Origin of the sequence: Joostella sp. (assembly GCF_048266025.1) — a bacterium.
Taxonomy (GTDB): domain Bacteria; phylum Bacteroidota; class Bacteroidia; order Flavobacteriales; family Flavobacteriaceae; genus Galbibacter; species Galbibacter atrarenae.
On the sequence record NZ_JBLXAF010000001.1, the window covers coordinates 81936 to 102351 of the forward strand.

A 20416-nucleotide genomic window follows, 5' to 3' on the forward strand; every position below is an offset into this window, starting at 1 on the left:
CGCAAATTCAATGTTGTTGATTAATGCGTTACGAATATATTAAAGTTAGTATAATATTCTTTTAAATGCATATATTTTCGATGAAATGCATAATTATTTAATATTTTGCAACTCTTCAGTAAGAGAATACCACTCTTCTGTTTGCCTTTCCAACTCCTCTTTTTTCTTATTATAGTTCTTAAAAAAGTCTGGTTTTGCGATCAACTCATCGTGGTTAGTTGCTAACTCTTTATCTATAATTGCTATTTCTTGTTCTAAACTAGCAACGGTACTTTCCGCCTTACTAATTCGGTTTTTTAAAGATTTAAGCTTTTTTTGGTCTTCAAAAGATAGCTTTTTAACAGGTTCTGATTTCTGCTTAGTCTTAACGACTTCCGTTTTCTTTTCTACAGCTCTAAAGTCCTCTGCTTTTCTTTCCTCAAGATAAAAATTAATATCTCCCAAGAATTGTTTTATCTTTTGATCTCTAAACTCATAAACACTATCTGTAAGTCCTTGTAGAAAATCTCGATCATGAGAAACTAATAACAAAGTCCCTTCAAAGTTCTTTAAAGCCTCTTTTAAAACATTCTTAGATTTTATATCCAAGTGGTTGGTAGGCTCATCCATTACTAAAACATTAAAAGGATGCAATAGCATTTTACACAATGCCAATCTATTTCTTTCTCCTCCAGAAAGAACCTTTACCTTTTTATCAACTTCATCTCCTCTAAACAAGAAAGAACCCAACATATCTCTAACCTTAGATCTATTACTATCTCTAGCATCATCCAGCATGGTATCTAAAACTGTCTTTTCTCCATCTAAATATTCCGCTTGGTTCTGAGCAAAGTATCCAATCTGCACATTGTGTCCTAGTTTTAGCTCTCCACTGTTTTCTATCTCTCCAACAATAATTTTAGCAAGCGTAGTTTTTCCTTGTCCATTTTGACCAACAAAAGCAGTTTTTACGTTACGCTCAATAAGCATATCGACATCGTTAAGTACAACTTTATCTCCATACTGCTTACCTACTTTATTAGCCTCTACAACAACCCTTCCTGGCTGAACAGAAACAGGGAAACGAATATTCATTACCGCATTATCCTCTTCATCTACCTCTATACGATCTACTTTATCTAATTTCTTAATCAACGATTGCGCCATAGAAGCTTTAGAAGCCTTAGCTCTAAATTTCTCAATTAATTTCTCAGTCTGCTGAATTTGTTTCTCTTGATTTTTCTGAGCATTTAATTGCAACTCTCTCATTTCTGATCTCAATTCTAAATATTCAGAATATGGTTTGTTATAATCGTATGCTCTCCCTAGTGATATTTCGATGGTTCTATTTGTAACATTATCTAAAAACATTTTATCATGCGATACAATTACAACAACTCCAGCATATGTTTTTAAAAACTGCTCTAACCAAATTATAGATTCAATATCTAAGTGGTTGGTAGGCTCATCCAGTAATAGCACATCGTTATCTTGAAGCAATAATTTTGCTAATTCGATACGCATACGCCAACCTCCAGAAAAAGTATCTGTAAGCTTATTAAAATCTTCTCTTTTAAAACCTAAACCTAATAGAACACGTTCTGTTTTTCCTTGATAATTATATCCACCAATAATCTCATAATGATGCGTAAGATCACTAAGATCTATCATTAATTGGTTATAACCTTCACTTTCATAATCAGTTCTCTCCGCTAGTTGAGTGTTAATCTCATCTAACTGTAGTTCCATGGCTTTAATTTCTTCAAAAGCTTGGTACGCTTCTTCAAGAACCGTATTCCCTAAAACAAAATCGATATCCTGTTTTAAAAAACCTATGCGTACTTCTTTATCCGTAGAGATTACACCACTATCTGGCTCCATCTCTTTAGAAAGTAACTTTAACATAGTAGATTTACCGGCTCCATTTTTTCCAATAAGACCTATACGGTCTCCTGGGCTTAATCGAAAAGCGATTTCTTCAAATAAATATTCTCCTCCAAAAGAGACAGACAAATTATGGACGTTCAGCATTTTATTGTTTTTGTTACATTCTACTATAATAGATATAGTATATTTGCATAAATTTTTTGCAAATGTTAAAAAAAGGAAGCAAACTATACAGCATTTTAACAGGAAGTTGTCCTAAATGTCACGAAGAAAGCATGTACGCTAGTAAAAACATGTACGATCCTCGTGAAACGATACATATGAACGAGCATTGTTCTAGCTGTGGATCAAAATATAAAATCGAACCTTCTTTCTTTTACGGAGCTATGTATGTTAGTTACGCAGTAGGAACTGCCTTTGCTGTAGCTGCTTTTATTATTTCTTATCTTTTCATCGGATCAGATCTTAAAACTTCATTTATTGCAATTATTGGAACTCTAATTCTTTTCATGCCTGTAATCATGAGATTATCGAGAAATATTTGGATTAATTTCTTCTTCAAATACGATTCGAAAGCTGTAGAGAACCATCAGAAATCAAAAGACATCAACATTTAAGCATCCGTTTTGCCTACATATTTTGTTGGGTATTTCTTTTTATAACGAACGATATCTATTTCTTTTTCCAAAGGAATATTATTTTCTATAGCTTCAAAAAGTCGTTCTGATACATACGGTGCAATCATAACACCTCGACTTCCCAATCCGTTTAAAATATATAACGGAGTATGTTTTGGATGGTTACCAATTAAAGGTCTACGATCTACCACTGTTGGCCTAACGCCTGCTATATGATCCACTACCTTATAATCACACTTTAAAAAGTTTTGTAGCTTCTCTTCCAATTCATTCCTAGAAGCTTCTGTAGGCGTATTAGTTTTATCTTTCCATTTATTAGTTGCTCCTATCTTAAATCTTTTTCCTCCTAATGGAATAATAAAAACACCCGATTTTAAAATAAAGTCCAATTCTAACTCATCACACTCTATTTCTAATAGCTCTCCTTTAGTTCCTACAAGTGGCAAATAATTAAAATAAGGATTGCGATTAAGTCCAAAACCTTCACAAAAAACGATATGCTTAGCTTCAATCCCTTTATAATTCACACTGGCTTCATTAATTTCAAGCGCATCATAATCAAAATGCTCTTTTTTTAAGCGCCCTTTATCATCTAAATATTTGGTATAACTTACTTGCAATAAATCGGTATGCACCCTTCCTGTATGTAAAACCTCTCCAAAACCCAATGGAGCATCAACAGATGGATTATCATTTTTTATAAGTTTTGTAGATAAAAAAGGTCGCAGTCCCGGCTTATCGGAAGCCTCAAACCACATATTTTGCTCTTCAATAGAAACAAATCTTCTATATACCGGAATCTTATGATCTACTTTTACAGAAAGCTTATTTTCTAAAGCCTTATAAAATGGCGTTAGCATCTTTAATTGCTCTTCAGAACGCCAAACACTTGTAAAACGCTTTAAAGTAACAGGATTATACATTCCACCAGCTACATTTGATGATTGCTGTGAATCATCGTCAAAAACAATAAAATCCTTATTGTTTTTTTCTAACTGCTCACAAAATGCAATTCCTCCAAGTCCAATTCCTACAACTATATAATCTATCATATCGCAAAAGTACTATTTATGAACGAAACTATGTAAAAAGAAAAACCACGCTTTCGCGTGGTTTCTGTGTTATTATGTATAGAATTGGAATTAATACACTCTTAATAACTCCACATATCTTGTTCTTTATCTCTGATCTTCTCTTCCAAACGTTGAGATTCTAAGAGCTGGAACATTGCATTATCTGGAATATAATCGTTTATAGATCTATCTCCCTGAACATTCTCTTCTTTATAAATAACAGCATTAAAACGTCTGCTATTTAACAACTGATCAAAAGAAATGGGTCTTGAAGAGTTCTGATTATTAAATGCTTTCGCATCATGAAGAATTTCTCTTGCGCTTGGAAACCAAACCCAAAACAATTCTACCAAATCTGAACTTTCACTATCAATAAAGTTTACATCTGGAGCAACAGGCGCCAAACCAAGTAAACGATATTTAAGCTCTCCTTGGCGTTTATCAAAATACCAAAGCCCTTTTATACGCCATTCTTGAATATCTGCTGCAGTAAGCTCTCTTCTATTTACATATTCTAAAGAAACTTGCTCTCCTGCATTTAACTGCTCATACCCAAGATCTGTAGTATCTACTTTTTGCAAAGTAGCTTCTAAATCTCCGAACTTACGTTTCTCCGTAAAATACGAATCAACATAAATATCTTTTAGATTTCCACTTTTGATGTTTTTAATAATAACATCATATAAAGATCTACGGTCACTTCCTATATCGATTGTATCGATAGGATAGTAAAATGGGAAGTTTATACGCTCGTCTAAGTCGATACGTTCCCAAACAGTTTTAGACCAAAGGATATCCCTATCATCGACATAACCATATGGCAATGGCTCATCGTTATCGGCCTCTATCTGATCCGCTGTTTTTTCACCAACTTCCTCTGGAGTCTTCGCATTAAGCAAATTTGCCTGTGCAAAGGTTGTTCCAGATACAAGAACAGCTGCTATAGTTAATACAATACCTTTCCAATTCATAACAATAATGATTTATTAATTCGTAAGCTCAACTACAACAGGAGAAACTTTTTTAAGCTTATAAGACCTGTTATTAGTTATGTAAGCTTCAATATCAAAAATTTGAACTGCCTCTCCTCTTCCTGCTCTTTTTAATGCAGATTTAGCACGGCTATCCAATTTATTCCCTCTTACAGATACTGTTGGTTGTCCAGGAACTTTAAATTTAAATCCGCTAATTGCTAAATTTAAATCAAAGTCAAAATCTTCTAACATCGCTCCAACAGTAGCTATTTCAAGATTATTTCTTGGCATTTTAACTTCACCATATTCACCTCTAATTGTTCCTGAAGGACGTGGAATATCTTTAATTCTGAATTCTGATGTTGAAGAAACTCCTTGTCCGTCTGGCAGTGTACCACTAGCCTTAATAGACACTGTTCTTCCTGTACCAGGAACCATAGCATATTTACTTCCTGAAACTTTTTTAAGTCCAGAAGCAGATGCGCTAACTTTATTATCTGGAATACCAGGAATAGAAATCGTAATCGGATTTGAAACTCCACGGTAAACAACATTCATTTTATCTGCTGAAATTACAGCTGCATTAGGCTTTGTAATTGTAGCAAACTTTTGAGATACAGGAACTTCAATTGGCTCTCCATCTTGCTTAAAGATTAAATTACCTTTTAACTCATGATCTCCAGCACTTCCTGCGCTTACTTTAAGCTTAACACGACCGTTCTCAATAACAAAATCGTCACCTTCTTTAAGATCTCTACCATCCAGTTTAAGGTTAACTTCGTTTGGTTTTGTAGAACCATCTTTTCTACCTAAAACAATAGCTCCATCAAAAGTCTCTCCTTGATAGTAAGCAGATTTTGGTTGCTCTAACAAAGTTGTATAGTTAGTCATAGATAAACTAGACGCCATTTGTTCTTGCAACATCGCTTTTAAGATATCATCTTGAGTAGACTTAATATCAGATTGTAATAAAGTAAGTTTTGTTAAAGATGCTACTAAAGGAAATCCTTCATAATGATAATTCAACCAATCGATTTTCTTACCATCTCTATTTTCAGACTTTCCATTTTCATCACCAGTATTAAAGCGCTCTATTATAGTAGCCTTTAAACGATCCTTTTTATCAGCCTTCATCAAAGTATCAGGAATTTCCGTGATAGTTTTAATAGTTGTTTCTCTGAAATTATTAATATAATTAATGAATCTCTGTCCTTCTGCTGAATAACGATCTCCTTGAAAGAAAGCCTGATCTAAATAATCTGACTTATCCATCACTTCGTAATCCTTAAGATCCTCCTGAGGAATTTTTGCAACCATTTGAGATTTCAAACTATCCAAATAGTTATTAAACTGCCCTGATGTTTCTTTAATTTCTTGTACATCTTCAAAAAGTTCAGCGTACTCTAAAGGCGAATCTTGTGATTTTTGTTGTAAATCGTTGAATGCAGCTAAATTACGTTCTGTAGCTTTATTATTAAAGTTTGTAAGCTTTTCGTTTAATAAACCGAAAGCAGACAATACCTCTTTACTCATATTCAACGCCAGCATTGCGATGAAAACCAAATACATTAGGTTAATCATCTTCTGACGTGGTGATAAACTTCCTCCTGCCATTTTAAATAAGTTTTAAATTAATAATTATTAGTTCAATAAAACCTATTAATTAGCAGGTCTATTCATAGCAGAAAGCATTCCACCATAAACACCATTTAATGAAGATAAATTTGTCGTTAAAGACTGCATTTGATCCTTAAGTTTTTCAGCATTAGCAGCAACTTCTTCTTGAATAGTAGCTTGCTTATTAGCACTTTCTAATTGTACTTTATAAAGGCTGTTTAAAGATTCCATTTGTGCAGCAGCTAAAGAAAGCTCCTCACTATATTTTTTAGTTGAAGTTAATGCTTCTGCAGTTGGAGAAATATTTTTTGCAGCTCCTTCAAAGTTTCTGATACTATCTCCAAGACTTGACATTAATGAAGAGTCAATTTTTGCTTCTTTAAGCATTTCATCTAATTTCTTAGATAGTTGCCCTTCCGCTTCTTTAACTTCAACTGCGTCTTTTTTTCTATTAACAGCAGCTCCTCCAGATAATTCAGGATAAACTATTGTCCAGTCTAAATCGTCATCAACAGGTTCAAAAGCAGATATTGCAAAAATTAATGCCTCTGTAATAAGACCAACAGCAAGTAAATGCCCTCCGTTTACGGGACCTAATTCCCAGTGTAAAATTTTAAATAACGCACCGAGTATTACAACCGCTGCTCCAAGCCCGTAGGCCATGTTAAAAAGTTTCTTTGATGATTTTGATTGTGCCATAGTGATAAATTTTTTAGTTAAGTAATTTTAATAAGTAGTAATTTGGTTTAAAGCTTAATTTTGGGTAGTTTCTGTACCCATGTAATCTTGAACTGTTCTGAAGCCGATATAACTTCTTGCAGAATCTTGATACTCATAATCTCTAGTACTTACCTGTAAAAAGTAAGCCACGTCTTTCCAAGAACCACCTCTTATAACCTTACGTTTGTTTTCGCCATCATAAGTGTTTGGGTTCATTGTAGAAACGTACTCGTACGAATTGGGGTCGTATGATGAATTTGTCCATTCAGAAACATTACCTGCCATATTATAAAGGTTATAGTCATTAGGATCGTATGACTTTGCCTCTACAGTATAAAGCGCTTGATCTGCAGCGTAATCCCCTCTTAAAGGCTTAAAGTTTGCCATAAAGCAACCTCTATCATTTAAAATATAAGGACCACCCCAAGGATATGTTCCAGACTCGATTCCTCCTCTGGCAGCATATTCCCACTCCGCTTCAGTAGGTAATCTAAACTGATTTACAAATTGTTGATTTTTTTGCTTCTGAAAATCATTTTTGTACTTTGTTCTCCAAGCACAAAAAGCTTTCGCTTGTTTCCAAGACACACCAACTACAGGATAATCGCTATAAGCTTCACTCCAAAAGTAGTCGTTATGCATTGGCTCGTTATAAGAATAACTAAAGTCTTTTATCCATACCGTAGTATCTGGATATACTAAAACCTCTTCATGTTTGATAAAGTCTTTACGACTTCCACCTGATTTTGCTCTAGCTGCCGCTTGGATATCCATCCAATCGTACTGAAACTTTAATTTAGTTACATCAATCGTACGTTGACCATTATATGATTCCTCAATTGGAATATACATGGTATCCATAACTTCTGTGTAGTATTCATCTGGGTATTCAGATACATCCCAAATAAGGTCCATATCTTTATTCAGTTTTCTTCCTTCGAAACCTGTTTCTCCCATTCCAGCATAATTAAAAAGCATGTACTTTTCATACTCGGTAAGGTCGGTAGTATCCGCGTCTTTAAACGCAAACTCTCCAATCCCTCCACTTCCTGGAATTTCACCTAATTCATCGGCAAGGATAGCTAATTTCGTGCGAACAATTGAATCTTTCACCCATTCTACAAACTGGCGGTATTCGCTGTTTGTAATCTCAGTTTCGTCCATATAAAATGAACGCACTGTTACGGTCTTAGTTGGGGCATTGAGAACATCGGCCATGTCTTCTTCAGACCTTCCCATTATGAAAGCTCCTCCGGGCACAAGTGACATTCCGTAGGGCTTTTCGGGATGCCATTTTTCGCCGCTCACGCCAACTAATTCTCCTCTGTCATTAGAACCACAGCTGGTTAATAATAATGTAACAGATGCTAATAGAAATAGCTTTTTCATATACATAATTGAGGTTAAATTACATTCTTAGATTTAAGATGGTAAACCTATTTAATAAAATTCAAAAAAACAATAAACTCTTAATTTTTGTTGTCAAACGACTATAAAGTACAGTCAATTTTAAATATCGTGTTATTTCTATACTCGTTAAATCAACATTTTCTTATACGCTTTCCACCATCTTTCTGGCACTACGCCATTGCTAGCTTCAAGATATTCATTATGTGTGCAAGGTAATAACGTGTGTCTTTTGAATTTATTATTCAAATTTTCTATTTGAGGTACTTCAATCCACCATCTTCCTGAGATATTACTCTCAAAAAAACAGATATCCATATCCTCCAATGGCACGATATACTTATTGTAGTTAATATTTGTTATATACGGGTAGTCTTTTTTTCTATAGTTAAAACCTTCTATAAAATACCATAAAATTTGTGCAGATAATTGTGCACTTTGCAATGTTTCACCTGTATTAAACAGTCCAAAAGCGGTCACTTTATCACTAATTCCTGCATATCTTGCTATTGCACAAATCTCTCTTCCATCAAATCCATTAGGAGAAGTGTTTGCAGCATAACCAAGTTCCGCTGCTTTTACAGAGGTCAAATCTAGACTTACTAAATCGGTATCTCTAAAAACAGGTTCTACAACAGTTACATCATTTATAATCTCCCCTAATCTATAAGCATCAAAAAAGAGCTTCTCCATTAAATCTATCTCCTCCTGAGCATTAAAATAAGTCTGATAGCCTACAATTGAGAAATTAAAAAGATTATTTGGCTGCTCCATAATAACCTTACTCATATACGCATTAGATGCAATTAACTCATCAGAACTACTAAAATCAAATTTGCTATCTATAGAAGTTAAATTCACCATTTGCTCCAACTGATCGTAGGCACGATACATAGCATATGTTAGATCTTGACTTCCACCAATAACTAAAGGAATGATATTTTTTTTAAGAAGATCTGCGGTAACTTCAGAAAGGGCATAATAAGTATCTTTTAATGTATTTCCATGCTCAATATCACCTAGATCTACAATTCCGCTATGCCAATTCCCAGAAAAAAGTTTATAAAGCTCCAATCTTATGGCCTGAATATCTATCGCCCCATTATAATCGGTGATTTCACTACGAATCTCATTAACCCCAATAATTGCAATCTGGGCATTTTCTAAACCTGGAACATCCCCCTTTTCTGTATGGATACGTATTGATCTCCCTAAAGAATGCTTAGGGAGTAATTCATTATGCGCCAATACTAAACTTTTAACAGGCGCTAAAAAATCAACATTCATGCTTACTTCTTAGTTTTAGCTTTAGTTGTTGCTTTCTTTTTAGCAGGTGCTTTCTTCTTAGCTGTTTTTTTCTTAGGAGTCTTTTTCTCAATAAGATCTTTAACCTCTTCTAAGGTTAATTTAGTAGCATCTATATCTTTAGAAAGCTCAATCTTTGTTTTTCCTTTGATAATATTTGAGCGTCCCCATCTAGCTTTTTCTACACGAATTCCCTCTTCTTCCCAATTATGAATAACTTTTTCTCTCTCTTTTCTTAATTTATCTTCAATAAGCTCTTCTATATCTGCTTGCGATAAATTATCGAAATCATATTTTTTATTCACATTGATAAACATTCCGTCCCATTTAATAAATGGTCCAAAACGTCCAACTCCTTTTGTTACATCAATATCTTTATAAGAAGCTATAGGTGCATCTGCTTTTTTCTTCTGAAGAATTAGCTCCGTTGCACGATCCATATCTACCTCAAAAACATCTTCTCCTTTATCTAAAGAAACAAAACTCTTACCAAAACGAACATAAGGACCAAAACGACCTACATTAACCTCAACATCTTCCCCCTCATAAGTTCCTATATGACGCGGTAGTTTAAATAAATCTAAAGCTTGATCGAACGTTATTGTATCGATAGACTGATCTGGAAGTAAACTAGCAAACTTTGGTTTCTCTTCCTCTTCCGCCGTTCCTATTTGTGCCATCGGACCGAAACGCCCTAAACGAACACTCAACTGCCTTCCGCTATCTGGATCTTTTCCTAAAACACGCTCTCCACTTTCTCTATCTGCATTCTCTTCTACATCTTTTACCTTCGGATGAAAATCTTTATAGAAAGACGAAATCATCTTTGTCCAATCTTCTTCTCCTGAGGCAATATCATCGAAACTCTGCTCTACTTTAGCAGTAAAGTTGTAATCTAGAATTCCTGAGAAATGATTCACTAGGAAATCATTTACAATCATTCCGATATCCGTAGGAACTAATTTTCCTTTATCAGAACCTACATTCTCTGTAAGCTTCTCTTCTTTAATATTATTATTTTCTAAAACAAACTGAACATAAGCACGCTCCACTCCTTCAATTGTTCCTCGTTCTACATAACCTCTATTTTGAATGGTAGAAATTGTAGGCGCATAAGTAGACGGACGTCCAATACCCAACTCTTCTAACTTCTTAACCAAAGAAGCCTCTGTATATCTGTATGGAGGTCTTGTAAAACGTTCCGTAGCAGAAATATAATTATCATAAACAGTCTCTCCAACTTTTAGAGCTGGCAACATTCCTGCTTGCTCTTCGTCTTCATCATCTGTTCCTTCTAAATATACTTTTAAAAATCCTTCAAATTTCAATACCTCTCCATTTGCAGTAAACAACTCATCATGCTTGTCTGCTTCTATCTTTACATTTGTACGTTCTAACTGAGCATCACTCATTTGAGAAGCCAATGTTCTTTTCCAGATCAATTCATACAATCGCGCTTGATCACGTTCTATTTGAACACGGTGACGTGTCATATCTGTTGGGCGAATTGCTTCGTGAGCCTCTTGAGCTCCTTTTGATTTCCCAGTATATTTTCTTGGCTTGCTAAATTCCTTACCATAAGACTTTATAATCTCATCTTTAGCAGCTTCTACAGCTTCAGAAGATAAGTTTACACTATCTGTTCTCATATAAGTAATAAGTCCAGCTTCATACAAACGCTGCGCCATATTCATCGTTTTCCCTACAGAAAAGTACAGCTTTCTAGCTGCTTCCTGCTGTAAAGTGGATGTTGTAAATGGAGCTGCTGGTGTTTTCTTAGCTGGCTTTGTATCTAAATCAGAAATCTTAAAATTGGCTGATACATTTTTATCAAGAAAAGTTTTTGCTGCTGATTTCGATTTAAAGCTTTTATTTATTTTAGCCTTAAAGCTCTTACCTTCTTCATTCTTAAATTCGGCAACAATTTTAAATGAAGCTTCTGGAGTAAATTCTTTAATCTCTCTTTCTCGCTCCACAATAAGACGTACAGAAACCGATTGAACTCTCCCTGCAGAAAGCCCTGTTCTAATCTTTTTCCATAAAACTGGAGAAAGCTCATAACCTACCAATCTATCTAATACCCTTCTTGCCTGCTGCGCATTCACCAAATTATAATCAATGCTTCGCGGGTTATCTATCGCTTTTTGTACAGCACTTTTGGTAATGGAGTTAAAAACAATACGTTTTGTTTTACCTGCTTCCAGTTTAAGTTCTTCTGCCAAGTGCCAAGCAATCGCCTCTCCTTCTCGGTCTTCATCACTCGCTAACCAAACTGTTTCTGCTGATTTTACAAGATCTTTTAATTTCTTAACAACCGTTTTTTTATCAGAAGAAACAATGTATTTAGGTTTAAAATCCTTTTCTACATCTACTCCTAATTCTTTTGAAGGAAGGTCTGCTATATGCCCAAAACTAGAAGCTACCTTAAAATCTTTTCCTAAAAATTTCTCGATAGTTTTCGCTTTCGCAGGAGACTCAACAATAACCAAATTCTTTGCCATAAGCCAATTTTTATGTGTACAAAAGTATACAGATTTTTTAATTTCCAATACATCACACCTTTTAAAGACACTAATTAATCCTTAAAATGAAGATAATATTGAAGATTTTACACAGAATTATCACATAATTTACTTCAGCTTAAAACTGCGAAGTTCCTATCTGAGAAATCTCACTTTCGTCATCAAAACCTACAACTTTTTTATAAATGAAATATGCTGGTAAATAAACAAACGACATTGTAAATAAAATTCCAATTCCACAAAGTAACATACCAACCATTTCTGCAAGAATACCTGCTACGAGTATCAAACCGAAGCTTAATAACCACTTGCTGTTTCCTAATTTAAAACTAAGCCTTAAAATTTCTTTAGCAGTCAATTCAGAATTAAAAGCAAATATTAAAGGAATAAAAGCCAATGGAACGGACACATATAATAAAGGAAAAAAACATAGAAGCGCCGCTAATATTGTTATCACAATACTGAAGAATGATAATTTAAAAAGTTTTCCTAAATATTCTTTCTTAAAAAAGAACAAAAGACCATTATTTTCTGATTCGATGTCAGAATCTTTACTTTTCACGACCTTATAAAACCCAGCCATCAAACCTAAACTTATTGTTTGAATTATCATCATTACTGGCAAAAACATCAATACAAAAAGAAACATTATTACAGGAGATACTTCTGACGATGTTTCTGGATCATATGCTCCTGCAACAAAACCACCAACAAATGGAACGTAAAGTAAAAGTACCGCGGGAATTATTAGTATAAAGGAGAAAAGCAATAAAAGCACTCCTTGCCCCCATGTTTTTTTAAATAACTCTATAGATTCCCCAAAAATATTCCCGAAGTCAAGAGGTTTATTTTGTTCTATTTTTGACAAGATGTTGTTGTAGTCCATTAGATTTTTTTACATGATTGTTTTAATTATCCCCAAAACTAATATTTATTTTCCTACGAGAAATTAAATATTTCGGAAAATAGTCTCTAAAAATCACTTTTAACCTAATTTTAATCTAGCTGAACTACAAACCCATCAATCAAATAAAATAAACATTTAATATTATAAGAGCAGGCAATATGCACTCCCTCTTTGGTATTTCATCAAAGTTAATATTATTTAAAAATAAATTTCTTCTACTGATAAATCACCGCAAAGGGAGAAGCATTTGAGGGGAACCTTAAAGTCTGTTTTCCCATCGTTATCACTGAAGCTACTTTTACAACCTCATAATCGTCATCATCATAACATAACACGATACAAAACAATAACAGAATTAAGGATGGTGTTACAGCTTCCATTGCTTTGGTATTATGGCTATCACTTACAGGATTCGATTATATTGAAAAAGTTGCGTTAAATTTGCGCTGACAATTTGTCACTATGCCATATTTAATCTTATCTTTGCAGTCAAATTGATTTTTAAGGACCCGATGGAGAAGATTATTGACGAAAATAAACAAGGAAATACTTTAGTTTTAGACCCTAACAAAAGTAACTCCCGAAAGCTCTATATAGAAAGCTATGGTTGCCAGATGAATTTTTCTGATAGCGAAATTGTAGCCTCTATTTTAGCTAAAGAAGGTTTTAATACTACACAAGAACTTGAAGATGCAGATTTAGTTTTGGTAAACACTTGTTCTATTAGAGACAAAGCCGAGCAAACTGTAAGAAAGCGTCTTGAAAAATACAATGCCGTAAAACGCATCAATCCTAAAATGAAAGTAGGCGTTCTTGGCTGTATGGCTGAACGTTTAAAAGATAAATTTTTAGAAGAAGAGATTGTAGACATGGTTGTTGGGCCAGATGCCTATAAAGATCTTCCTAATCTTCTTGAAGAAATAAACGAAGGTAGAGATGCCATGAACGTTATTCTTTCTAAAGATGAAACGTATGGAGATATCTCTCCCGTACGTCTTAATACAAATGGTGTAAGTGCGTATGTTTCTATTACACGTGGATGTGATAATATGTGTACTTTTTGCGTAGTTCCATTTACCCGCGGAAGAGAACGTAGCCGGGAGCCTGAATCTATTTTAAACGAAATAGAGAACCTTTGGAATCGTGGGTATAAAGAGATTACACTTTTAGGACAAAATGTAGACAGCTATTTATGGTATGGCGGCGGACTAAAGAAAGATTTTGAGAAAGCTAGTGAAATGCAAAAGGCTACCGCTGTTACTTTTTCAGACTTACTAGACCTTGCTGCGCTGAGATTCCCAAAAATGAGAATTCGTTTTTCTACTTCCAATCCACAAGACATGACGTTGGATGTAATAAGAACGATGGCAAAACATAAGAACATTTGTAAACATGTGCATTTACCTGTACAAAGCGGAAGTAACAGAATCCTAAAAGCGATGAATCGTCTTCACACACGTGAAGAATATTTTGAGCTTATTGATAACATTCGTGAAATCCTACCAGAATGTTCTATATCTCAAGACATGATTATTGGTTTCCCAACAGAAACTGAAGAAGACCATAAAGACACCTTGGACTTAATGGAGTATGTAAAATACGACTTCGGTTATATGTTTACTTATTCTGAACGCCCTGGAACGCTTGCAGAAAGAAAACTAGAAGATGATGTTCCTGAAGAGGTGAAGAAAGAAAGACTTACAGAGATTATTAATCTTCAGCAAAAAAGTAGCGCTTTTAGAACAAAAGCACATCTAAATAAAATTGAAGAAGTACTTATAGAAGGGAGCTCCAAGAAATCTGATGCCCACTGGATGGGACGTAACACTCAGAACACAGTAGTGGTTTTCCCTAAAGAAAATTATAAAATAGGAGAATTTGTAAATGTTAAGATCAACGATTGTACTACTGCTACTCTAATAGGAGAAGCTGTAGGATATTCTGATAATAACTAACATTACCTACCTAAATAAACAAAATATAAATGGAAAGTGTTCAAGCTATAAAACAACGTTTTGGTATTATTGGTAACGACCTAAAGCTTAATCGCGCCATAGAAAAAGCTATTCAAGTGGCTCCTACCGATATTTCTGTATTAATTACAGGAGAAAGTGGTGTAGGGAAAGAAGCACTTCCTAAAATAATCCATTCGCTATCTCATAGAAAGCATGGTAAATATATTGCTGTTAACTGCGGTGCTATTCCTGAAGGGACTATAGATTCTGAATTGTTTGGGCATGAGAAAGGGGCTTTTACAGGAGCTTCACAAACTAGAAGCGGTTATTTTGAAGAGGCAAATGGCGGAACTATTTTTTTAGATGAAGTTGGAGAATTACCACTTACCACACAAGTACGATTATTAAGAGTTTTAGAAAATGGAGAATTTTTAAAGGTAGGATCTTCAAAAGTACAGAAAACGGATGTTCGTATTGTTGCCGCAACAAACGTGAATATGTTTGAAGCGATTGAAAAAGAAAAATTCCGTGAAGATCTTTATTATCGTTTAAGCACTGTAGAAATACACCTTCCTCCATTACGAGAACGTAAAGACGACATCCATTTATTATTTAGAAAATTCGCATCCGATTTTGCTCAGAAATATAAAATGCCAACTATTCGTTTAGAAGATCCCGCAATACAACTTTTAAATAAATACCGTTGGTCTGGAAATGTACGTCAGCTAAGAAATATAGCAGAGCAAGTTTCCGTTCTAGAGAAAAACAGAACTATAGATTACGATACGCTAAAGGGATATTTACCAGATGCCGGAAGTAATCTCCCGGCCGTTATTAAGAGTCAGAAGTCAGAAAGCGACTTTAGTAGTGAACGAGAAATCCTTTATAAAATCCTTTTTGATATGAAGGGAGATTTAAATGATTTGAAAAAACTCACTATGGAGTTAATGAAAGACGGCGGAAATGGAGAGAAAGTTCAGAAAGAAAATAAAACGCTCATTAATAAAATCTACGGAAGCGAAGAAGATGATATAGATTTTGAACACGCTGATGAAGAAGATGCTATGGAAATTCTTCAAATAGAACACCAAAAGAATTTACCTCACGCTCCAACAATAGAAGATAAATATCATTTTGCTGAAGAAATCGAAGAAGAAGAAACACTTTCGCTTCAAGATAAAGAGCTAGAGCTTATAAAAAAATCGCTGGAGCGTAATAAAGGAAAAAGAAAAGCCGCAGCAACAGAACTCGGAATATCAGAAAGAACATTATATAGAAAGATAAAACAATACGATTTGTAATATATTTTTTGTTCTTTTGAACCTTACACAATTTTAATAATGAAGAAATTTTTTATACTATTCATAGCAGTCATAACCATGCAAGGCTGCGGACCTTATTCTTTTACTGGAGTTAACACAACTGCGGAAAGTTTCCAAGTGAATTTTTTCCAAAATCAAGCTCCAATTGTAGAGTCTGGATTGGACTTTACATTTACCAACGCCTTACAGGATTTAATATTAAATCAAACCAACTTACAATTAGTAAGTAGAAATGGAGACCTTTTATATGAAGGAGAAATTGTAGAATACCGAGTATCTCCAATGTCGGCTACTGCAGACCAAACAGCTGCTCAAAACCGATTAACAATCGCTGTAAATGTTCGTTTTTATAACAATGACGATCCTGAAGATGATTTCGAAAAGAGATTCTCTTTTTTCTATGATTACCCAGCAGCAACGCAACTTGTAACTGTTAAGCAAGCAGCACATGACGAAATATTTGAGCGTATCACACAAGATATTTTTAATGAAACTCTGGCAAACTGGTAATAAATGAACGTTTCTGATTTTTCTTATTTATTACAGAAACCTGAAAAAATAACTCAGGAGCATGTCGATTCTCTAAAAAAGATTGTCGATGAGTATCCTTATTTTCAAGCGGCAAAAGCTATCTATCTAAAAGCTTTAAAAAACCAAGAGAGCTTTAAATATAATGAAACGCTTAAGCAGACTGCTGCTTACACTACAGATCGTTCTATCTTATTCGAGTATATAACTTCTGATGAGTTTAACCAACACGAGGTAGCAGAAAAAATAATGCAGCAAACTGCTAACGAGACATTATTTGCTATTCCTGTGGAAGCAGAAGAAATTATAATTCGAGATCAAAAAACCTCTTTTGATTTTAATGATGTAAATGCAAATGCAGTTATGGATCCTGAGCTTTTCTCTCCAAAAGAAGAGCAAGACCCTAAAGAAATAGAAGAAAAAGAAATTCCTGAAACTGAACCTTCAGAAAAGAATACTAAAGAAGAGAATTCTTTAGAAATTGGCAAGCCGTTAGCCTTCAGCAGAAAAGAGACACATTCTTTTATGGAGTGGATGCAACTTTCATCTACGTTAGAACCCATCAAAAGAAACGAAGAAAAAGAAATTCCTGAAGCTAAACCTTCAGAAGAAAGAAAAGAAAAAAAATCTTCTATTGAAGGAAAACTTAAACTAATTGATCGATTTTTAGAGAAAAATCCTAAGATTCCACCTGTAACAGACGCCGTTAACAAAGCCAATCTCGCAAAGGAAAATACCCCTGAAAAAAGTGAACTTATGACCGAAACTTTGGCTAGGGTTTACTTGGAACAAAAGAAGTATAAAAAGGCAATTCAAGCATATAAAATTTTAAGTTTGAAATATCCAGAAAAAAGTGGTTTCTTTGCAGACCAAATTAACGCAATAAAGAAATTAAAAGACATTAATTGATATACAAATGAGTACGTTTTCAATATTTTTGGTACTAATTATAATAGTAGCCTTTTTATTAGTTTTAGTGATTATGGTACAAAACCCTAAAGGAGGCGGATTATCTTCTTCGTTTGGTGGTGGCGGAAGTCAAATCGTAGGAGGAGTTAAAAAAACAGGAGATTTTCTTGATAAAAGTACCTGGATTCTAGCAACTGTTTTAGTCGCTTTAATTTTACTTTCTAACATCACATTGATGTCTAACGACTCTTCTGGGTCTAAATTACTAGAGAACAGAGAAGTTAATTCTACACCAAATACAACTATGCCTGCAGCAGAAACTCCTGCTACAGACAGTACAGAACAAGAATAATACTTCCATACAATATTTATAAAAAATGCCAGCTTGTCATTAAGCTGGCATTTTTTATTTAATAAACTTTCCCACTACACAAGCTATTCCAGCTCCTACATTTCCCTTAGTCACAAAAAGAAGACACACAATATGAATTCTCTGACGAAAATGGTAGCCTTTTACTCTTAAAACTTATTTATAGCGTAAAATTGTCAGTTTAATTTCAATGGCACAATTTCTGCCTACTTAAAGGAAGAAAATTTTAAATTAATTAATCAAATATTAAAGATATGTCGAAGTTAAACATTAAACCACTTGCAGATAGAGTTCTTATCGAACCACTTGCCGCGGAAACTAAAACTGCTTCAGGGATTATCATTCCAGATAACGCTAAAGAGAAGCCTCAAAAAGGTACTGTTGTAGCTGTTGGTCCTGGAACTAAAGATGAAAAAGTAACTGTTAAGATTGGTGATTCTGTATTATATGGTAAATATGCTGGTACAGAATTAAAATTAGAAGGTAACGATTACCTTATGATGCGCGAAAGCGATATTTTGGCAATTGTTTAATTACAACCACAACACTTTAAAATTAAATTCTAACAACAAGTTTAACTTGTTCTAAAAAATAAAAAATGGCAAAAGATATAAAATTTGACATTCAAGCTCGTGACGGATTAAAACGTGGAGTTGATGCTTTAGCAAATGCAGTAAAAGTTACTTTAGGTCCTAAAGGGCGTAATGTAATTATCAATAAATCTTTCGGAGCACCACAAGTAACTAAAGATGGTGTTTCTGTAGCAAAAGAAATCGAATTAGAAGATGCGCTAGAGAATATGGGAGCGCAAATGGTAAAAGAAGTCGCTTCTAAAACCAACGATTTAGCTGGAGACGGTACCACTACTGCTACCGTTCTTGCACAAGCAATTGTTAAAGAAGGACTTAAAAACGTTACTGCTGGAGCAAACCCAATGGACCTTAAAAGAGGTATCGATAAAGCTGTAGAAGCAATCGTTGCAGATCTTAAAAAACAAGCACAAGCAGTTGGAGATTCTTCTGACATGATCAAGCAAGTTGCTGCTATTTCTGCTAACAATGACGATACAATTGGAGATTTAATTGCACAAGCATTTAGCAAAGTTGGTAAAGAAGGTGTTATTACTGTTGAAGAAGCTAAAGGAACAGATACTTATGTAGATGTTGTTGAAGGAATGCAGTTTGATAGAGGATACCTTTCTCCTTACTTCGTTACTGATACAGATAGAATGATTGCTGATTTAGACAATCCTTACATCCTTTTATTTGACAAAAAGATTTCTAACCTTCAAGAGATTCTTCCAATTTTAGAGCCAGTTGCTCAATCAGGAAGACCTCTTTTAATTATTGCTGAAGATGTAGACGGACAAGCGCTTGCTACTTTAGTAGTAAACAAATTAAGAGGAGGACTTAAAATTGCTGCTGTTAAAGCTCCAGGATTTGGAGATAGACGTAAAGCAATGTTAGAAGACATCGCTATCTTAACTGGTGGTACTGTTATTTCTGAAGAAAGAGGATTCTCATTAGAAAATGCTTCTTTAGATATGCTTGGTTCTGCGGAAACAGTAACTATAGACAAAGACAACACTACAGTTGTTAATGGAGCTGGAGATGCAGATACTATCAAAGCTAGAGTTAACCAGATTAAAGCACAGATAGACGTTACTACATCTGATTACGATAAAGAAAAACTTCAAGAGCGTTTAGCTAAATTAGCTGGAGGTGTTGCTGTACTATATGTTGGTGCTGCTTCTGAAGTTGAAATGAAAGAAAAGAAAGATCGTGTTGACGATGCTTTACACGCAACAAGAGCTGCTGTAGAAGAAGGTATTGTTGCCGGTGGTGGTGTTGCTTTACTTAGAGCGAAAGCAGTATTAAGCAATGTAAAAGCTGACAATGATGATGAAGAAACTGGAATCCAGATTGTAACACGTGCTGTAGAAGCACCGCTTAGAACAATTGTTGAAAATGCAGGAAACGAAGGTTCTGTAGTTGTTGCTAAAGTTTACGAAGGAAAAGGAGACTTTGGATACAATGCTAAAACAGGAGAATATGTACAGATGTTAAAAGCTGGTATTATCGATCCTACTAAAGTAACTAGAATTGCATTAGAAAATGCAGCTTCTGTTTCTGGTATGATTTTAACTACTGAATGCTCTTTAACAGATATTAAAGAAGATGCTCCTGCTATGCCTCCAATGGGAGGTGGTGGTATGCCAGGGATGATGTAATAATCACCTTAGCGTCTACAAAAGAAGGACACTTAAATACTATAAAAACCGCGTTGAAAATTTCAACGCGGTT

17 protein-coding genes are annotated in these 20416 nt (G+C 34.5%); 8 read left to right on the forward strand and 9 right to left on the reverse strand.

The features are described from left to right. Positions 1-93: 93 nt before the first annotated feature. Positions 94-2010: an ABC-F family ATP-binding cassette domain-containing protein gene (locus ACN0TY_RS00325; RefSeq protein ID WP_417442929.1), complete on the reverse strand. Its 1917-nt coding sequence runs from the start codon at positions 2008-2010 to the stop codon at positions 94-96. 62 nt (positions 2011-2072) lie between these two features. Here ACN0TY_RS00325 and ACN0TY_RS00330 point away from each other — a divergent pair, with 62 nt between their 5' ends. Next, on the forward strand, positions 2073-2483 hold the full coding sequence (locus tag ACN0TY_RS00330) for a DUF983 domain-containing protein (RefSeq protein ID WP_417442930.1): 411 nt from the start codon (positions 2073-2075) through the stop codon (positions 2481-2483). Here the strand turns inward: ACN0TY_RS00330 and ACN0TY_RS00335 are convergent. From ACN0TY_RS00335 to ACN0TY_RS00370, 8 genes are all read right to left on the reverse strand, one after another. Then, entirely contained in the window at positions 2480-3556 is a 1077-nt protein-coding gene (locus tag ACN0TY_RS00335; RefSeq protein WP_417442931.1) for an NAD(P)/FAD-dependent oxidoreductase, read from the reverse strand. The two genes, ACN0TY_RS00330 and ACN0TY_RS00335, sit on opposite strands and share 4 nt — an antisense overlap. 101 nt (positions 3557-3657) lie before the next feature. Beyond that, complete coding sequence (gldN, locus tag ACN0TY_RS00340) at positions 3658-4548, reverse strand: gliding motility protein GldN (protein WP_236959381.1); 891 nt, start codon at positions 4546-4548, stop codon at positions 3658-3660. 15 nt (positions 4549-4563) lie between these two features. Beyond that, complete coding sequence (gldM, locus tag ACN0TY_RS00345; RefSeq protein ID WP_417442932.1) at positions 4564-6165, reverse strand: gliding motility protein GldM; 1602 nt, start codon at positions 6163-6165, stop codon at positions 4564-4566. Between the two features lie 45 nt (positions 6166-6210). Continuing rightward, complete coding sequence (gene gldL / locus ACN0TY_RS00350; protein ID WP_417442933.1) at positions 6211-6867, reverse strand: gliding motility protein GldL; 657 nt, start codon at positions 6865-6867, stop codon at positions 6211-6213. A gap of 54 nt (positions 6868-6921) precedes the next feature. Further along, entirely contained in the window at positions 6922-8277 is a 1356-nt protein-coding gene (gldK, locus tag ACN0TY_RS00355; RefSeq protein ID WP_236959384.1) for a gliding motility lipoprotein GldK, read from the reverse strand. Positions 8278-8424: 147 nt separating this feature from the next. Continuing rightward, positions 8425-9582, reverse strand: a complete 1158-nt coding sequence (locus ACN0TY_RS00360; protein WP_417442934.1) for a formimidoylglutamase — start codon at positions 9580-9582, stop codon at positions 8425-8427. Positions 9583-9584: 2 nt separating this feature from the next. Next, positions 9585-12101: a type I DNA topoisomerase gene (gene topA / locus ACN0TY_RS00365; RefSeq protein ID WP_417442935.1), complete on the reverse strand. Its 2517-nt coding sequence runs from the start codon at positions 12099-12101 to the stop codon at positions 9585-9587. A gap of 139 nt (positions 12102-12240) precedes the next feature. After that, the gene (locus tag ACN0TY_RS00370; protein WP_417442936.1) at positions 12241-13008 is read right to left on the reverse strand and encodes a hypothetical protein; all 768 of its coding nucleotides are present in this window, start codon (positions 13006-13008) and stop codon (positions 12241-12243) included. Positions 13009-13541: 533 nt separating this feature from the next. Here ACN0TY_RS00370 and miaB point away from each other — a divergent pair. The 7 genes from miaB (at position 13542) to groL (ending at position 20343) form a co-directional block, all read left to right on the forward strand. After that, positions 13542-14984, forward strand: coding sequence for a tRNA (N6-isopentenyl adenosine(37)-C2)-methylthiotransferase MiaB (gene miaB / locus ACN0TY_RS00375; protein WP_417442937.1), 1443 nt, complete (start codon positions 13542-13544; stop codon positions 14982-14984). Positions 14985-15013: 29 nt separating this feature from the next. After that, positions 15014-16285, forward strand: a complete 1272-nt coding sequence (locus ACN0TY_RS00380; RefSeq protein WP_417442938.1) for a sigma-54 interaction domain-containing protein — start codon at positions 15014-15016, stop codon at positions 16283-16285. A gap of 39 nt (positions 16286-16324) precedes the next feature. Further along, positions 16325-16816: an LptE family protein gene (locus tag ACN0TY_RS00385; RefSeq protein ID WP_236959390.1), complete on the forward strand. Its 492-nt coding sequence runs from the start codon at positions 16325-16327 to the stop codon at positions 16814-16816. Positions 16817-16819: 3 nt separating this feature from the next. Beyond that, positions 16820-17743: a hypothetical protein gene (locus ACN0TY_RS00390; protein WP_417442939.1), complete on the forward strand. Its 924-nt coding sequence runs from the start codon at positions 16820-16822 to the stop codon at positions 17741-17743. Between the two features lie 7 nt (positions 17744-17750). Continuing rightward, positions 17751-18095 (forward strand): preprotein translocase subunit SecG, encoded by a 345-nt coding sequence (gene secG, locus ACN0TY_RS00395; protein ID WP_236959392.1) that lies wholly within the window; start codon positions 17751-17753, stop codon positions 18093-18095. A 272-nt stretch (positions 18096-18367) separates the two neighbouring features. Then, positions 18368-18646: a co-chaperone GroES gene (locus tag ACN0TY_RS00400; RefSeq protein ID WP_236959393.1), complete on the forward strand. Its 279-nt coding sequence runs from the start codon at positions 18368-18370 to the stop codon at positions 18644-18646. A gap of 65 nt (positions 18647-18711) precedes the next feature. Beyond that, the gene (gene groL, locus ACN0TY_RS00405; protein ID WP_417442940.1) at positions 18712-20343 is read left to right on the forward strand and encodes a chaperonin GroEL; all 1632 of its coding nucleotides are present in this window, start codon (positions 18712-18714) and stop codon (positions 20341-20343) included. Positions 20344-20416: the final 73 nt, after the last annotated feature.

Excerpts from the sequence above, each read along its gene's own strand:
- ACN0TY_RS00325 (WP_417442929.1), bottom strand. The coding sequence starts at position 2,010 with ATGCTGAACGTCCATAATTTGTCTGTCTCTTTTGGAGGAGAATATTTA.
- ACN0TY_RS00330 (WP_417442930.1), top strand. The coding sequence starts at position 2,073 with ATGTTAAAAAAAGGAAGCAAACTATACAGCATTTTAACAGGAAGTTGT.
- ACN0TY_RS00335 (WP_417442931.1), bottom strand. The coding sequence starts at position 3,556 with ATGATAGATTATATAGTTGTAGGAATTGGACTTGGAGGAATTGCATTT.
- gldN (WP_236959381.1), bottom strand. The coding sequence starts at position 4,548 with ATGAATTGGAAAGGTATTGTATTAACTATAGCAGCTGTTCTTGTATCT.
- gldM (WP_417442932.1), bottom strand. The coding sequence starts at position 6,165 with ATGGCAGGAGGAAGTTTATCACCACGTCAGAAGATGATTAACCTAATG.
- gldL (WP_417442933.1), bottom strand. The coding sequence starts at position 6,867 with ATGGCACAATCAAAATCATCAAAGAAACTTTTTAACATGGCCTACGGG.
- gldK (WP_236959384.1), bottom strand. The coding sequence starts at position 8,277 with ATGAAAAAGCTATTTCTATTAGCATCTGTTACATTATTATTAACCAGC.
- ACN0TY_RS00360 (WP_417442934.1), bottom strand. The coding sequence starts at position 9,582 with ATGAATGTTGATTTTTTAGCGCCTGTTAAAAGTTTAGTATTGGCGCAT.
- topA (WP_417442935.1), bottom strand. The coding sequence starts at position 12,101 with ATGGCAAAGAATTTGGTTATTGTTGAGTCTCCTGCGAAAGCGAAAACT.
- ACN0TY_RS00370 (WP_417442936.1), bottom strand. The coding sequence starts at position 13,008 with ATGGACTACAACAACATCTTGTCAAAAATAGAACAAAATAAACCTCTT.
- miaB (WP_417442937.1), top strand. The coding sequence starts at position 13,542 with ATGGAGAAGATTATTGACGAAAATAAACAAGGAAATACTTTAGTTTTA.
- ACN0TY_RS00380 (WP_417442938.1), top strand. The coding sequence starts at position 15,014 with ATGGAAAGTGTTCAAGCTATAAAACAACGTTTTGGTATTATTGGTAAC.
- ACN0TY_RS00385 (WP_236959390.1), top strand. The coding sequence starts at position 16,325 with ATGAAGAAATTTTTTATACTATTCATAGCAGTCATAACCATGCAAGGC.
- ACN0TY_RS00390 (WP_417442939.1), top strand. The coding sequence starts at position 16,820 with ATGAACGTTTCTGATTTTTCTTATTTATTACAGAAACCTGAAAAAATA.
- secG (WP_236959392.1), top strand. The coding sequence starts at position 17,751 with ATGAGTACGTTTTCAATATTTTTGGTACTAATTATAATAGTAGCCTTT.
- ACN0TY_RS00400 (WP_236959393.1), top strand. The coding sequence starts at position 18,368 with ATGTCGAAGTTAAACATTAAACCACTTGCAGATAGAGTTCTTATCGAA.
- groL (WP_417442940.1), top strand. The coding sequence starts at position 18,712 with ATGGCAAAAGATATAAAATTTGACATTCAAGCTCGTGACGGATTAAAA.